12 protein-coding genes are annotated in these 15,564 nt (G+C 46.7%); 3 read left to right on the forward strand and 9 right to left on the reverse strand.

Annotation, left to right across the window (positions count from 1 at the left end):
• Positions 1 to 73: 73 nt before the first annotated feature.
• From BGK61_RS03695 to BGK61_RS03725, 6 genes are all read right to left on the reverse strand, one after another.
• Complete coding sequence (locus BGK61_RS03695; RefSeq protein ID WP_076012559.1) at positions 74 to 1,060, reverse strand: glycosyl transferase family protein; 987 nt, start codon at positions 1,058 to 1,060, stop codon at positions 74 to 76.
• Complete coding sequence (gene cobA / locus BGK61_RS03700; protein WP_076012560.1) at positions 1,044 to 2,027, reverse strand: uroporphyrinogen-III C-methyltransferase; 984 nt, start codon at positions 2,025 to 2,027, stop codon at positions 1,044 to 1,046. Before cobA ends, BGK61_RS03695 begins: the two co-directional genes overlap by 17 nt.
• A 12-nt stretch (positions 2,028 to 2,039) precedes the next feature.
• On the reverse strand, positions 2,040 to 4,931 hold the full coding sequence (locus BGK61_RS03705; RefSeq protein WP_076012561.1) for a nitrate reductase: 2,892 nt from the start codon (positions 4,929 to 4,931) through the stop codon (positions 2,040 to 2,042).
• Between the two features lie 87 nt (positions 4,932 to 5,018).
• Positions 5,019 to 5,390, reverse strand: coding sequence for a nitrite reductase small subunit NirD (gene nirD / locus BGK61_RS03710; protein ID WP_076012562.1), 372 nt, complete (start codon positions 5,388 to 5,390; stop codon positions 5,019 to 5,021).
• 36 nt (positions 5,391 to 5,426) lie between these two features.
• A complete protein-coding gene (gene nirB / locus BGK61_RS03715; RefSeq protein WP_076026012.1) occupies positions 5,427 to 7,976 on the reverse strand; it encodes a nitrite reductase large subunit NirB in 2,550 nt (849 codons plus the stop codon).
• Between the two features lie 311 nt (positions 7,977 to 8,287).
• Entirely contained in the window at positions 8,288 to 9,853 is a 1,566-nt protein-coding gene (locus BGK61_RS03725) for a SulP family inorganic anion transporter (RefSeq protein ID WP_076012814.1), read from the reverse strand.
• A 384-nt stretch (positions 9,854 to 10,237) separates the two neighbouring features.
• Here BGK61_RS03725 and BGK61_RS03730 point away from each other — a divergent pair, with 384 nt between their 5' ends.
• Entirely contained in the window at positions 10,238 to 10,525 is a 288-nt protein-coding gene (locus BGK61_RS03730; protein WP_014948232.1) for a hypothetical protein, read from the forward strand.
• A gap of 332 nt (positions 10,526 to 10,857) precedes the next feature.
• Entirely contained in the window at positions 10,858 to 12,198 is a 1,341-nt protein-coding gene (locus BGK61_RS03735; RefSeq protein ID WP_076012813.1) for a nitrate regulatory protein, read from the forward strand.
• A gap of 36 nt (positions 12,199 to 12,234) precedes the next feature.
• Here the strand turns inward: BGK61_RS03735 and BGK61_RS03740 are convergent, their stop codons facing one another.
• The 3 genes from BGK61_RS03740 to BGK61_RS03750 all read right to left on the reverse strand — a co-directional run bounded on the left by BGK61_RS03740 (position 12,235) and on the right by BGK61_RS03750 (position 13,985).
• Positions 12,235 to 12,918 carry a nucleotidyltransferase family protein gene (locus BGK61_RS03740; RefSeq protein ID WP_083648724.1) on the reverse strand — a complete coding sequence of 228 codons (684 nt, stop codon included), beginning with the start codon at positions 12,916 to 12,918 and terminating at the stop codon, positions 12,235 to 12,237.
• A gap of 101 nt (positions 12,919 to 13,019) precedes the next feature.
• The gene (locus BGK61_RS03745) at positions 13,020 to 13,340 is read right to left on the reverse strand and encodes a BolA family protein (protein WP_014997279.1); all 321 of its coding nucleotides are present in this window, start codon (positions 13,338 to 13,340) and stop codon (positions 13,020 to 13,022) included.
• A gap of 3 nt (positions 13,341 to 13,343) precedes the next feature.
• Complete coding sequence (locus tag BGK61_RS03750; protein ID WP_076012812.1) at positions 13,344 to 13,985, reverse strand: alpha-ketoglutarate-dependent dioxygenase AlkB family protein; 642 nt, start codon at positions 13,983 to 13,985, stop codon at positions 13,344 to 13,346.
• A 298-nt stretch (positions 13,986 to 14,283) separates the two neighbouring features.
• Between BGK61_RS03750 and BGK61_RS03755 the strand changes: the two genes are divergently transcribed.
• Positions 14,284 to 15,516: a methyltransferase gene (locus tag BGK61_RS03755; RefSeq protein ID WP_076026013.1), complete on the forward strand. Its 1,233-nt coding sequence runs from the start codon at positions 14,284 to 14,286 to the stop codon at positions 15,514 to 15,516.
• The last annotated feature ends 48 nt before the right edge of the window (positions 15,517 to 15,564 follow it).

Here is a 15,564-nt window from a genome sequence, read left to right on the forward strand (position 1 = left end):
TAACACAGGCTATCTGACCAATACTCAGGACGCGTGATCATTGATTGAGTTAAGCGGTTATTACACCAAACGATTAAAACGGCGTCGAGGTTTTTTCTCGCTGTGCCCAAAGCTGTCTTGCTTGCGACAAGGCATCCGCAACATCACAACTTTGTAGCAGCACTAAATAGCTGGCAAGTGTACTCAAAACGGCTTGTTCACCGTAAAGGCTACTCGCGTTACCCGCCCACACATCAAGCATGTCGTTAACGTTCATGTCTTTATCTTTAAGTGCCCATTTGTCAGCAACCACCGGCATTATTACTTCTTCGGTCTCACCATTTCGGGTAATAAATAGCTCAGTTTCCCGTTCACCATTAACTTCAGGGTCTCCGCCATCACCACGAAAGCAAAGCGCATCTATAGATGGATAATTTTCATTAACGCGGCAGTGTTTGTGGTCAAGATGCATATGATAAACACCTTGTACACAATATTGTGCGGCAGTAGGGTTCAACAACCTTGCGAGGGTGTTTGCGCATGAGCGCAGACCAAACACTTCACGAAGCTTAATAATTGTGTCGAGCGCAGGCAGCAAATAAGACAAATCAAGGTAAGTCACCCCTTTATCCGTTAACTGCTGTTTGGCGTCTGCAATACTGCTAACTTCAGGTAGGCCCAATTGAGGTAACGCTATACTTGCATAAAGGCGCCCCGAACCCGGTTCATGAGCACCATGAAGCATGACCGAGTAACCATTGTTGGCTAGTACCGCTACGGCCAATAAGTACCACGGTAACTGGCGACGCTTTCCCGCGTAGCAGCCAATATCTAACGTGGGGGTGAGAGTTTTAACTTCTGGCTCTATCAGCTCTCTGCATGCATCGACAAAGCCAATAACTTCTTCTGGTGTTTCTTCACGGGTACGCAGTAACATAAGAAATGCGCCGCGTTGATCGCCTGTCACTTCATTGGCCAATACCATTTTCATGGCATGGTAGGCCTCATCACGGGTAAGGCTACGCCCCCCTTTCTGGCCCTTGCCAATAATTTTTATGTATTCACTAAATGGTTGCTGCATACTTGGATGAATGTAGTAGAAGAGTATTTACCTGTTGACGAGACTCTACCACCTTTCCAAATATAAGTAACGTGGGCCCCGTTAAATTTGCTGCTTCTACCTTGCTATGAATATCGGCAAGCACGCCAGTAATCACGCGCTGTTCAGGCGAAGTGGCATTTTCAATTGCCGCTACTGGCCATGTGCTTGGCACGTTGTGATGAACCAAGCCTTTGCATAGACCTTCAAGCCGGCTTAGTCCCATATAAACCACCATGGTTTGGTTCATTACATTTTGCGCCATAGGTGCCATTTCTGGCCATTGTTCCGCGTTTTTAAAATGTGCAGTCATAAAACTCACTGATTGAGCACAGCGCCTGTCGGTTAAAGGGATACCCGTATAGGCAGACACCCCCGATGCCGCTGTAATACCAGGAACAATAGCAAAAGGAATGTTGGCTTTTGTGAGTGCATCGGTTTCTTCGCAGGTTCTTGCAAATAGGGCTGGGTCGCCACCTTTTAACCGCACGACCGTGTGACCGTTGCTTGCCAACTCAACCACCCGCTTACAAATAGCGTCTTGGGTAAAGCTGTGCTTTTTACAGCGCTTCCCGACATACTCTTTCACCACCTTAGATGGAATCAGCGCAAGAATATCTTCGCTGACTAAGGCATCGAACAGCACGATATCAGCTTGTTGTAATAGACGGAGCGCTTTCAGGGTAAGCAACTCGGCATCACCAGGGCCAGCACCGACGATGAACACCTGCCCTTGTTTATGACCTTCATTTTGCCTGTTTGCTAACTTCAACCACTTGCCAAAGTATGAATGCTTAGCGGAAGTTTTCGAATCATCGAGGCGCTGGCGTGTCGTCACGGTCGTGACCGTGGTAGAAATAGCATCGCGATAAAAGAGGTTTAACAAAGGTTTTTGCGGTTTGAATAAGGTGCGCAAAAACGGAAACGACCAACTAGTTGCAATTGACATGATTTAACGCTCCTAAACAGATTGAATTTCAATGACTAAATGCTTGTCTATCAGCTGAGACAAGGCGGGTTTGCACGAGCCACAATTCGTACCGCATTTCAATGATTCACCAAGCTCTGCCACCGAACTACTGCCTTCTTTGATGGCTTGTGTGATGGTTTTTTCGCGCACTTCAAAACAGCTACAAACTACATCACCGTTTAAAAATGCGTCGTCTACTTGGCCTCGTAATAAATTGCGCTGTATGTCTGTGGAAACAGATGTGTTGAGAAGGCTGGCGAGCCATTCGTTAGGTACTGACCATGTGCTTTTTGAATGTGGCGCTGCCTGCGCTGTTGAATGTGCAGCTGCTGGTGCCCTTTCAGCCTTTTCTGGCTCATCGCCTAAAAACGCCGCGAAACAAAGAGTATCATCGACAAGCGCAAGGCATACTGAGTATGTATGATGATGAAACTGCAATAGCACCGCGTTTTGCGGCAGCAGAGGTATCAACGCTTTTGTAAAATCTCGACGACCTTTGTTCGAAGCAACATTCAATACTGATAATGCTGCATCCGAGTTATTTACAGGTGAAGTCCCCTCTGTGCTTTCAAGCGGTGTCGTATTCCAGTAATCACACGCATGCTTTAGCGCGTCTTCATAACTTGGGCTAAATTCTGAATTAAGTGTTGATTGTTTTACTGATGAAACAAAGAGCTTGCCGTAGGTAGCGAAATGAACAGGCGCGATAGCTACCGCCGCGTGTTTTAACTCTGGCTGCCCTGAAATAGGGTCTACCGCGCTGGCGTAGAGTGCGCCTAGTTTACTGTGCGAACCCCATTGCGCAGACCAATGAATGGGAATAAATACTTCCCCTTTGCGCATATCCGTATCCATTTTTACCGGGTAGATAACAGGAGTGTCTTTACATACTGCACTTGAAAGAGAAACAAGAGCTCCGCTTTCAACGCCCAATTCAGCAGCGTCTTTAGGGTTGATATACACGTTAGCACTTGGCATATGAGCCAGTAACTTTGCCGCTTTACCCGTGCGTGTCATGGTATGCCACTGATCTCGCGCTCGCCCGCTGTTCACAACAAAAGGATAAGCGTCTGATGTCACCTGCAATGGCGCTTTGTAAGTTACGGGAATAAGCCTAGCCTTGGCGTTGGGTGTTGAAAACTGCTTGTCTTCAAAAGGACGTTTACTGGTAAGGCTAGGTTGAGAATTAGAACTGGCCGTATTCTCAGCTTTTGTAACTGCTTGAAAGGGCCACTGCAAAGGCGATAGCCCGTTGTATTGAGCTTCACTTAACGCTTGTAAAGGTGACAGGTCTAATTGTCGCTTACCGTTATTTTGATAGCCGGTTAGCCCAGCGTATTCGCAGAATATTTGTGACGGATGGGTAAAATTAAATGCCTCGCCAAAGCCCATTTTACCCGCCACTTCACACAGTATTTGCCAGTCGTGTTTTGCACTACCTGGTGGAGGCAATATACCGCGCTGACGTGATATACGGCGCTCTGAGTTTGTTACCGTGCCGTCTTTTTCCGACCACCCCGTGGCAGGAAGGGCAATGTTCGCGTAGTTAAGCGTATCGTTAGACTCAACAATATCAGACACCACCACCATGTCACACTTTGAAAGTGCGCGCTCAACTTGACCGCGATTTGGCATACTGACAACAGGGTTAGTCCCCATTATCCAAACGAACTTTACCTTTCCACTCTCAATTGCATTAAACAAATCAACTGCTTTAAGCCCCTGCCCTTTAGGCATGACGGGTGCATTCCAATAGGTTTTAACAGCGCTGATATGCTCAGGGTTTTCAAGGTCCATATGAGCAGCTAGCATATTGGCTAACCCACCGACTTCACGCCCTCCCATGGCATTGGGCTGGCCAGTAATTGAAAACGGACCACAACCGTCTTTAGCAATTAAATCCATTGCTAAATGACAGTTGATAATGGCTTGGGCTTTATCCACACCAGCAGAAGACTGGTTTACGCCCATAGAATAAAAAGTAATTGCGCTAGAGGCTTTGCAGAAGGCATCAAAAAAGGCCTTAATACTGTTAACGTCCAGGTCGCATACTTCAGCAGCGTCATCTAACGTTAAAGCATTTGCACTATTGAGCGTTTCATCAAGCCCCTCTGCAAAGGTCTCAACGGCGGATTTGTCTATCCGACCTTGTGCGTTTGCATAGCTGAGTAAACCGTTAAATAGCGCTACGTCGCTACCCGGCTTTATAGGAAGGTGTAAATCGGCAATGGTACAGGTTTCGGTTTTGCGTGGGTCAACAACAATGACCTTCATATTCGGATTTTTCAGCTTTGCTCGCTGAATGCGTTGAAAAAGCACTGGGTGCGCCCACGCCGCATTACTTCCGGTGATCACCAGTAAATCTGTACATTCCAAATCGGTGTAATCGCAAGGCACCACATCTTCACCGAACGCACGCTTGTACGCGGCAACGGCTGATGACATACATAGGCGTGAATTTGTATCGATATTGGCACTGCCGATGTAACCTTTCATAAGCTTATTGGCAATGTAATAGTCTTCGGTGAGAAGCTGACCTGATACATAAAAAGCAACGGCATCCGCGCCATACTGCGCAATGGTAGAGGTGATCTTATCCGCAATCACATCGGTGGCCGTGTCCCAATCCACCGATTGACCTGCCATGGTTGGGTGAAGCAAACGACCTTTTATGTCGTTTGTTTCAAGCAGGTTTGTTCCTTTGACACACAATCTTCCATAATTGGCGGGATGCTCTGGCGTGCCTTTAACAGTGTCCAGGGTTATGGCACGCGTGCTTACGTTGCAACTGATATCTACACCACACCCTACGCCGCAGTAAGGGCACGTTGTTTGTCTTAATTGTTCAGACATCATGTCGGGTTGTCGTGTAGGCATATTCATTTCATTACCTTTTTCGATTTCACAGCTTTTGAATGCATTTTGCTAAAAGGCTTTTTTCATGTGGGCGTTCAAATAAAGGCAGTTTGCTTAAACGCCGACAAAAACTTTTTCGCCCTCTACCTTCACAGCGTAAGCCGTGACGGATACATCATCGTGCTCTTTACACAGCCCGGTTTCTAAAAAGTAATGCTCTTTGTACAAAGGCGAAGCAACAACAGGCGCGCCTCCTATCGACCCTAGAAGCCCGCGATAGAGTACGTTTGCTTTACCAATAGGGTCGTAGTTACTAATGGCGAAAACCTGGGTTTCGCCGTTTATCTTCAAACTGAAAATTGCCACTTGCTGTAAGTCGACAAGGGCGCAAACCCCACTGTTTGTCACTAAGTCGTTCGTCTCACAAACATAGTGCCATTGCACTTGCTGAGGTTCTGACGCCATTACATTTTGCGCTGCTGACATAATTTGATTCTCCTAACAAGGTTGATAAGCCAATGGCTACACCATAGAGACAGGAATGAACTGATCTTTACCTGCTACTTTTTCAGCTTCCGTAGCTGGGCGAACCTGGCCTCGCTCTGAAACAAACTGAATATTGGTGTCGCTAGCATTGCTGTTTACGAATTGACGGAAACGCTTGCGCGACTCAGGGTTTTCAATGGTGGTTTTCCATTCGCACTGATAAGCATCAACCACAGCATCCATCTGTGCTTCAAGCTCACCATTAATGCCAAGAGCATCGTTTATCACAACGTCTTGCAGGTAAGCTAACCCACCTTCTAAGTTGTCCATCCACACCGATGTGCGCTGTAGGCGATCAGCCGTTTTCACATAAAACATCAGCACGCGGTCGATATACTTAATAAGGGTTTTGGTATCTAGGTCGGTGGCAAACAGGTCTGCATGTCGCGGCTTCATACCGCCATTACCGCAAACATAAAGGTTCCAACCTTGCTCGGTGGCAATAACGCCGATGTCTTTGCTTTGAGCTTCTGCGCACTCACGGGTACACCCCGAGACAGCAAATTTAATTTTATGCGGCGCACGTAAGCCTTTGTAACGGTTCTCTAAGTCAATGGCTGTGCCAACAGAATCCTGAACACCGTAGCGACACCAGGTGCTGCCCACACACGATTTCACAGTACGCAGTGCCTTCGCGTAGGCGTGGCCGGTTTCAAAACCACCAGCGACCAGTTTTTCCCAGATATCAGGTAAGTGCTCTACGCGCGCTCCAAATAAATCAATGCGCTGACCACCTGTGATCTTGGTGTACAGGTTGTATTCTTTTGCCACTTCGCCGAGCAGAATCAACTTCTCAGGCGTTATTTCGCCACCAGGTACACGCGGTACAACCGAGTACGTGCCATCTTTTTGCATGTTGCCAAGGTAAATATCGTTAGTGTCTTGTAGAGGAAGGTGTGAAGCTTTAAGAATGTAGTCGTTATATACCGAGGCTAAAATTGAGCCCACTGCGGGCTTACAAATTTCACAACCAAGCCCCTCACCATGCTGCTCTAACAGCTCGTCAAAAGTGCGAATGCAGTTTACTTTAACAATGTGAAACAGTTCTTGTCGGGTATAGTTGAAGTGCTCACAAATGGCTTTTGATACTTCCACACCGCGTTTTTCAAGCTCGCTATCCACTACATTTTTAAGCAAGGCAGCACAACCTCCACACCCTGTGCTGGCTTTGGTTTCGCCTTTTACATCGCCAACGCTACAACAGCCTCCTTCAATGGCTGAAACAATGTCGCCCTTAGTCACGTTTAGACACGAACAAATAGAGGCGGTGTCTGGCAGTGCATCGGCACCTAGCGCCGGTGCGGCACCGGATGATGGCAGAATTAGGCTCTCTGGATGTTCAGGTAATTCAATATTATTAAGCGCATACTGTAAGAGCGTGTCGTAGTCGCTGGTATCGCCAACGAGTACAGCACCAAGCACATACTTTTGCTCGCTATCTACCACCAGCTTTTTGTACACGCCTTCTGGCTGATTTAAATAGGTGTAGCTAAGCGCACCGGCTGTGCGTTCATGAGCATCGCCAATTGAGCCCACTTCTACACCCATTAGCTTGAGTTTGGTACTCATATCTGCGCCAGCGAACTCGGCATCGCCGCCGGTTATATGACTTACGGCCGTGCGCGCCATGGTATAGCCAGGTGCTACCAGGCCAAAGATTTTGTTATCCCACAGCGCACATTCACCCACAGCGTAAATGTTTGGGTCAGACGTCACGCAGTGGTTATCAATGACAATACCGCCGCGCTCACCCAGTGTTAGCGCTGACTTTCTGCCGAGCTGGTCGGAAGGTCGAATACCGGCAGAGAATAAAATCATGTCAGTTTCTAGTGCAGTGCCGTCAGCAAACACCATTTTATAGCGGCAGGTATCACCGGCCTCAATAGTTTGCGTTGCCTTCTGAGTGTGAACCGTCACGCCCAAGGCTTCAATTTTGTCCTTAAGAACGTTACCACCTGCTTGGTCTAGCTGTACCGCCATAAGCTGCGGGGCAAACTCAACCACGTGGGTGTCGAGTCCGGCTTGCTTTAATGCGTTAGCAGCTTCTAGACCCAACAGCCCACCACCAACAACAACCCCTACTTTGCTCACCGCTGCTGAAGCTTCAATAGCGAGTAGATCGTCTATAGTGCGGTACACCAAGCAATGCTCTTGATCGTTGCCAGGGATGGGTGGCACAAATGGGTATGAGCCCGTGGCTAGCACAAGCTTATCGTAGCTAAACACCTGCCCTTCTGAAGTCGTCACCTTATTATTGTCACGGTCTATATCGGTAACTAAGGCATTGGTAACTACGTTTACGCCCCACTCGGCGTACTGAGCGGGTGTAGTGAGCGCTAAGTCATCAGCACTCGCGCCGCTAAAAAAAGATGACAGATAAACGCGGTCGTACGCAAGGCGTGACTCGCCGCATAAAACGGTTATTTCTACATTGGCATCGCTTTGGTGAAGCTGCTCAACAAAATGATGCCCCACCATGCCGTTGCCTACGACGACAATTTGCGTTTTTGAGTCCAATGAAGTCATGGTATTCCCCTTTTTTCGGGACAAAAAAAAGCCCGCTTCAACTTTCGTTGATGCGGGCTTCGTTGCCTATTTTGCCAACGGTTTAGGTCGGCTAACACATTTTACGGAGTGTTATAAATCACACAATTTTCAGCGATTGACACAAATCACCAAAACACACTTTACGTTTATAGCTATCCAAATTCAGTGCCAAAATCGTAAATGATTGTTTTTATTTGATTTACTACAAAATAAGCAGTATTCAGACTTCACAACTGCACCAAACAAACGCAAAACTGTGTTTACTTGGTGCATTAAGGCTTTCAAACAACTTAGGCCAGTTTATCCGTCGCTACGCGGTAGCGAGGATCTTCAACTACGTTAATTTCAACAAACTTATCGGCCTTGCGAAGCAATGAACGACATTCATCGCTGATATGACGAATGTGTAGCTTTTTACCCTGCTCTTCGTATTTGTCAGCAAGGGTATCTAGCGCATCGATACCTGATGAATCCCAAATGCGAGAGTCTTTAAAGTCAATAACTACATCGTTAGGGTCGTTGGCGATATCAAACAGGTCTTTGAAATGCGATACCGAGCCAAAGAACAGCGGGCCGTCTAGTTCATAGACTTTCCAACCGTCGTTATCGATATGCGATTTCGATTCAATATGACGAGCGTGTTTCCATGCAAACACCAGTGCTGAAACGATAACACCCACCACAACCGCAATAGCCAGGTCAGCGATAACGGTAACGCCTGTTACTAGGAAAAGTACGAACGCATCTTCTTTGTTTACGCCGCGAATAATTCTGAATGACGCCCACTCAAATGTAGCGATAACCACCACGAACATAACGCCAACAAGGGCAGCGAGAGGAATCATTTCAATTAGCGGAGCAGCAAATAGAATAAAGCCTAATAATACAACCGCCGCGGTGATACCTGACAAGCGGCCACGGCCACCAGAGTTAATGTTAATCATACTTTGACCAATCATGGCACAACCGCCCATACCGCCAAAGAAACCGTTAACGGTATTTGCAACGCCTTGGCCAACGCACTCTTTGTTGCCGCGTCCGCGGGTGTCCGTCATTTCATCAATTAATGAAAGGGTAAGAAGCGATTCAATGAGGCCGACCAAGCAAAGAATGACTGAGGTTGGCAGAATGATCATGAAGGTTTCCCAGGTGAACGGCACCATAGGAATAGCAAAGCTAGGAAGTTCACCGGCTAGCGTTGCGGTATCGCGCTGGTCAGCTGGTAGCAAATCGCGAACAAAGTCGATTACAGTGCGCGCTTCAAGGTCAAGACCGTGTACTAACAAGGTTACCGTAACAATCGCTACCAGCGACGCAGGTACGGCTTTAGTTAGCTTTGGTAGTAAATAGATAATAGCCATAGTTAACGCCACAAGCCCTAACATCCAATATAGCAGCGTACCTTCCATCCACTGCAACTCACCGGCTGCGTTGGTCACTTTGAACTGGCCTAACTGCGCCAGGAAAATAACAATCGCCAAACCATTTACGAAGCCTAGCATTACCGGATATGGCACCAGTCGAATAAACTTCCCGAGCTTGAAAATGCCGCACATTATTTGCAGTAAACCGGCCAAAATAACCGCGGCAAATAAATACTGCACGCCGTGTTGGGCAACCAGTGCCACCATTACAACGGCCATGGCGCCAGTAGCACCAGAAATCATTCCTGGGCGGCCACCAATAGCGGAAGTGATCAAGCCCATCATGAAAGCCGCATAAAGACCAATCATTGGTTCTACGCCGGCTACAAATGCAAATGCTACGGCTTCAGGGACCAAGGCTAGCGCCACGGTAATACCTGATAGCACGTCGTTTTTAACGTTGCTGTCTTTACTGGTAATTAAATCGAACATGTTCTCTCAGAAGCTAGGATGTTAAACACAACAACCCACCGTGGCGTACACCGCGTTAAAGCAGAACACCAAGTAGGTAGGAGAATTTTTCGGCGATTCTATCACCATTGTAGCTTAAAATCTTTTAATAGATTGTTACGAACGCGAACCGTTACATGCAGTTGTGAAGAGACAATCCTCCTTATCCACCCCTCTCATCTTTGCCTGCCAACTTTTTAAGGCCAGCTTGAGGCTTAATTAAATCGCTGATGCTGACAAATTGCCTCATACGTGGCATCGTATAAGGGTTTTGGTTAACCGCGTCGTTCACTACGCTCAATTTCTAATTCGAGTCGTGACAAGACGTCGCAATAGGGCACAAGCCTTATTCAACGAGGAGTTAAAGTGGTACCTTATATTCTTACAATTTTGTGCGTGCTAGTGGCGGGCGCTATTCACTGGATGTCGCCAAAGGCTTATTGGAAAGCCACTATTATGTCGACCGCCGTTATCTTATTGTTTTCTGTAGCTGCACTGTTTATTTTTAAAGCATCAGGGATGTTAGTAAGCGAACATACGGGTGAAAATGCAGACTTTTCTGGGCAAATGCTTACCATCACCACAATGATTGCCTTCTTTGGTTTCTTAATTTCACTGTTTGTAGGTTGGTTTCTCCGCGTTGTCAGAAACTAATCTGGATAGCAAAACCACACCTTTTGCGAAGCTGCACCATTTTGGCGCAGCCTCGCCAATTCGGCATTACATCGTCCCCGGCGAATACCTCACATCCAGCTCCAAACTCCCCCCCCTCAATCTTGCTACCACACTCAATTTCTCTACCCCCTTTGCGTTTTCACTGCTTTCTGACCTTTATCTTCGAAAATTCTAATAAACAGGGCATAAGTGTTGCTTGTTAATTGTTGCTCGATTTGAAGAGTGAAGAGTTTCTAACATTGTTTCCGCATAAAAACGCATCCATCGAGATAAAGGCGAAACGTGTGTACCAATAAGCAGCAGGCCTTAATATGCTTCATGAACCTGAACCGACCATTGCGCTTTGTAGTGACGCTACTAAGCGCTTTTTGTTAGCGGCAAAGCACGCTGAAATTACCGTGCTTGAACAACTATCGAGCAACTGTCGCATTGTAATTGCGGTTCGAGAGCTTATTCATGAATTACAAAAAGAGCGTGGTGCCAGTAATATTTTTCTAGCTTCGAAAGGAGAGCGTTATAGTTCTGAGCGAATGCAATATGTCAGTGCGAGTGAGCAAGCCGAATCTATACTAAAGAGTCATTTAAAGTCTCTCTACCTCACTGATGAAATTACCTCGGGCAATCCGCGCTTGTTGAGCAGTATTACGCTTGCCATGCAGGCAACAGATTACTTGCCGCGACTACGTGGGCAAGTCAGCAAGCAAATGCTGACGCCTCTGGAATCGACCCGAGCCTATAGTCGACTAGTCGCTAGTTTACTTACGGTAATTTTTGAAGCGGCGGATATTGCAAGCGACCCAACAATTACCCGGTTACTGGTTGCCCTGTTCAACTTTATGCAAGCTAAAGAATACGCTGGGCAGGAACGTGCATGGGGAGCTATTGGTTTCGCAGAAACCCACTTTGATGTGCGACTTTGCGAAAAGCTTGCCGCCTTGCAGCAAGCTCAGGAACATCACTTCGGGATATTCTGTGAGTTTAGCTGCAAAGCACAAAAAGACGCACTGGAATCTTTAAATAAAAGTCCGGCGGCAATCGATATCACACAGCTCAGAAATATGATTGCACAACTCAGTGACGGCAGTCCTATTGCCAGTGAAATTTCTGAAGTATGGTTTGATGTGGCTACACGGCGTATCGATGCAATGCAGGATATTGAAGTTGCGCTAACAGAAACTCTTACGCAACAAACCAATACAAAAGTGGCCAACGCCAAAAATGAAATGGCCAATCACCAACAGTTACTTACGCGCTTTAACGATGAACATACAACTGATGGCTCGCCGCTTACCTTGCTGTTTGACCCAAGCATGCCCGGCTTAGCGGAAGACACTAAAGAAGACGAGATCAAAACACTGTCACTCAACGAGCAGACAAAGACCCTATCTGCCCACCGCTCTTTTTATGACTTATTGCGTTCACAGGCACAGCACATAGAGGATATGGAGCGAGAGCTTGAAGAAGCGAAGCGGGCAATACAAGAACAAAAACTGATTGGACGCGCCAAGCTCGTAATTATGGAACAATTCGGATTGAGTGAGAATAGCGCGTATCGGCGATTACAAAAACAAGCGATGAGTGAAAATACAACCATAGCTATCATTGCGTCTAAAATCGTCAACATTGCAACGAAGAGCGTCACACGAAAGTAGAGTGCATTTTTTTGTGGTCGCAATTTGTAGCGCAAGTTATTTAGCTGGATAGTCCACGACCTTTAACGATGGCCATTGAGTTAGCCAGTTTTTAGCATTAACTCTTTGTTTAAAAACATCAGGTCTTGGATGTTTTGGGTTAATGCTTAGCGTGCCCGCGAAGTTGGCCGACAAGCCAAACGGTGCAAGCACATCTATATCACCGCTTTCAGTAAGTCGAACTGCTACACAGGTCTCCTGCTCTATCCAATATGAAATCGCTTCGTGACAATTTTTATAGGGAGCGTGATCGTGCGCTAGGTGCATGCGCGCTTGGTTTTTTACTTGCCAGTTAGCGTCTGCTACAAGGCGGCTTAGCTCTCCCTCAAGAACTAGCTCATGTGCTTTTGTCGCCGAGAGTAGTACCGATTGTTCGACTGCTTGAGAGGGTGATTGATGAAAAGATGATGCGGTATGTGTCTTAACAACATTTTTGCTTTGCCCGAGCTCATCAGAGCTAAAGTAAATCACATCAATATCGTTAAGTGGAGTGGGCGTGGCTTTGTTGTGCAACATATCCCAAATGGCATTTCGCACAAACCCAGCGCCGATATACCCTTGCGGTACATTTAGGGCGCGTAACGCGCGAAGGCATCGCATTCTGAAAGGGTCCTGACGAATAATTTCACTTAGCTTTAGAACGAACTCCCTCTCTTTCTCGTCAAATCGAGCTTGCGTCACCTATCCATTCCTTAATATTTGTGAAACAAGCCTACAGCCCACAACAGCCTTCAGTTCGTCACTAGTCGTAGCGCGACTTCCGCTTTCCATGATTAATGACGTTATTTGTCGTGTTTACTGCCACCCAAGCAGTTAGGTGAGACTAAAGATTGTCCGCCTCGTGCTTCCCATTCGGCAGGGGTATATGTATGAAGCGCTAAAGCATGAACAGGCCCTTGCAGCGCCTCGGCGGCAAGACCATTAATTTCTCTGTGTCTCGCTATCAAGCGCTTGCCTTCAAAAGTATCGCTTACTACCGTCACTTTAAAATGACTTTGAGCTCCCTCAGGCACATTGTGCATAAAGCTTTCATCCACAACTTCGAGGTATTGCGGATTAAGTGCAGTTTCAATAGTGGACTCAAGAAATGCTTTTACTTGCATAGCTTACCTTGCTCTTTGAATAAGATGTCTAAATGTAAGATTAATTCTACCACCGATAGGCTTAGCCGTCTTCGCTATACCGTGCACGTAATGACTTTGGGTAGAACCAGCCATTATCAATACGCTACCATGCTCAAGCACTTGCGTATGCTTCTCTTTCGTTTCTTTATGCTTGAAAACAAAGGGTCTTGCTTCGCCCAAGGTAACAGATGCTATAACCGGGTTTATCCCCAATTCAGGTTCATCATCAGAGTGGAAGCTCATGCTGTCTTGCCCATTGCGATACCAGTTCGCTAAAACACTATTGAATTTTGTTTTGTGCTCTGACCCGCATAGTTCCTCACAACATTTTTTAATGTCCAAAAGGCTTTCGGTCCACGGGTTCGGAGACATGGTTAAATTTGAATAGGTATAGGTACACTCTTCGTCGCCGTGCCAGCTCTGAAGGCGCGGTATTTTTACGGGTTTCCCGAACAATCGAATAGTATCCTGACGCCAGGGTAGTTCGGCCTGAAGCTGCTCAAAAAAGGTATCTGATGCTTTTTTGGATAGTGCATTTGGAAAATAAGTAACATCGCCCTCTGACAGCGGAAGCTTATAGGGAGCGTGGTTGTCGTTCGGGGACTCAAATAGAGAAAATTGCATGCGTAAGTATAGTGCTTCAGTTAGTTCTCAATTCTGGCTGCGGGTACTTAGCCTCGAAAGCGTTAAGATACACCGAGACGAAAACCCAATTACACTTTAATTACGTACATTTTGCCAAGGTGGATTGTTATACCCCTTGGTTAATACTCACGCTTAAAGCGGGAGTAGTATAACGAACAATAGCGAGTTATTAGGTAGAGCCACCCGCTTGATATGGTAAGATAAAGGCAGAAGATGTAACCAATTACACATTCGCTAACGGTGAATGTCTTGAGCTTTTCCCTGAAAACAGACCCCAATGAATACAGAATTTATTTTTGCCGACCGACAATTTTCGCTGATTCGCTATCCTGAAAAGCACCAGCACGTAAGCCTTCAAGCATGGGATAGCGCCGACGAGCTTATTATTGAGCACGTTGAGACGTTACTAAGTGATGAAGCACTTTCGATTGACGGCGGTGAAAATGATGGCCCGATGATGATCTTTAATGACGATTTCGGTGTGCTGGGTTGCTGGTTCTCGCATTTAGCGCCGTACTGGATATCCGACTCTTACATCTCGCTGCGCTCATTGCATGAAAATTTGAAAGCCAACCAGTTGCTGAACACATCAGAAGTTGCTGCCACAGATGAGCTTCAAACCGCGCCCGTACAAACGCTGACGAGTGTGCAGAGCTTAACGTTTAAGCCGGAAAAAGCACCGCGCCTTGTTGTACTTAAGGTGCCCCGCGCCCTTGCCCTACTTGAACAGCAGCTTATCGACTTACAAAAGTATGTGACGCCCGACACCCGTATAGTGGCAACGGGTAAAGTTAAAGCCATTACTAAATCTGTGCTTAATCTTTTTGAGCGTTATATCGGCCCCACTACCACGTCCCTTGCCAAAAAGAAGTCCCGGCTTGTGTTCGCCACGCCTCGCGAGTCGCTCAAACTATCAGACTCGCCCTATCCAACGCGCTGGCAGTGCAAGAGCACCATGGGAGCACCACTAACCATAGACAATCTAGCAAATGCGTTTTCTCGACAGTCTCTGGATATCGGCGCACGTATCATGTTGGAGCACATGACAGTAAGCGCTAACGACGTCGTAGTTGATTTAGGTTGCGGCAACGGCGTACTAGGAGTAAACGCGTTGACACTCGCTCCTGACGCCAAAGTAATCTTTGTCGACGAATCGTATATGGCGCTGGAAAGTGCCAGACTAAACGTACTTAACAACCATCCAGATAAAATTGCGCAGTGCGAGTTTGTAGCAAGCAATTGCCTAGAAACATTACTTAACCGAGAGCACAAACCGGCTGTTACTAAAATTCTTTGTAACCCACCGTTTCACCAACAAAACGCGATTACCGATCATATCGCATGGCAAATGTTTACCGATTCTCGGGATTTGCTGATTAAAAGCGGTCACTTGGTTGTTGTTGGTAACCGCCATCTTGATTATCACATTAAACTTAAGAAGTTATTTGGTGGCGCCAAGGTACTTGCGAGTGACAAAAAGTTCGTTATCTTAGGCACTGCGAAACGCTAAGCGTGCCCAATAGGTTATCCGCGAAATCTGAAATACATTTAAAGGCAT

It is taken from the genome of Alteromonas abrolhosensis (assembly GCF_001953635.1).
Lineage (GTDB): Bacteria > Pseudomonadota > Gammaproteobacteria > Enterobacterales > Alteromonadaceae > Alteromonas > Alteromonas abrolhosensis.

Coding starts and splice junctions, on each gene's coding strand:
- BGK61_RS03695 (WP_076012559.1), bottom strand. CDS start 1,060: ATGCAGCAACCATTTAGTGAATACATAAAAATTATTGGCAAGGGCCAG.
- cobA (WP_076012560.1), bottom strand. CDS start 2,027: ATGTCAATTGCAACTAGTTGGTCGTTTCCGTTTTTGCGCACCTTATTC.
- BGK61_RS03705 (WP_076012561.1), bottom strand. CDS start 4,931: ATGAATATGCCTACACGACAACCCGACATGATGTCTGAACAATTAAGA.
- nirD (WP_076012562.1), bottom strand. CDS start 5,390: ATGTCAGCAGCGCAAAATGTAATGGCGTCAGAACCTCAGCAAGTGCAA.
- nirB (WP_076026012.1), bottom strand. CDS start 7,976: ATGACTTCATTGGACTCAAAAACGCAAATTGTCGTCGTAGGCAACGGC.
- BGK61_RS03725 (WP_076012814.1), bottom strand. CDS start 9,853: ATGTTCGATTTAATTACCAGTAAAGACAGCAACGTTAAAAACGACGTG.
- BGK61_RS03735 (WP_076012813.1), top strand. CDS start 10,858: ATGCTTCATGAACCTGAACCGACCATTGCGCTTTGTAGTGACGCTACT.
- BGK61_RS03745 (WP_014997279.1), bottom strand. CDS start 13,340: ATGCAAGTAAAAGCATTTCTTGAGTCCACTATTGAAACTGCACTTAAT.
- BGK61_RS03750 (WP_076012812.1), bottom strand. CDS start 13,985: ATGCAATTTTCTCTATTTGAGTCCCCGAACGACAACCACGCTCCCTAT.
- BGK61_RS03755 (WP_076026013.1), top strand. CDS start 14,284: ATGAATACAGAATTTATTTTTGCCGACCGACAATTTTCGCTGATTCGC.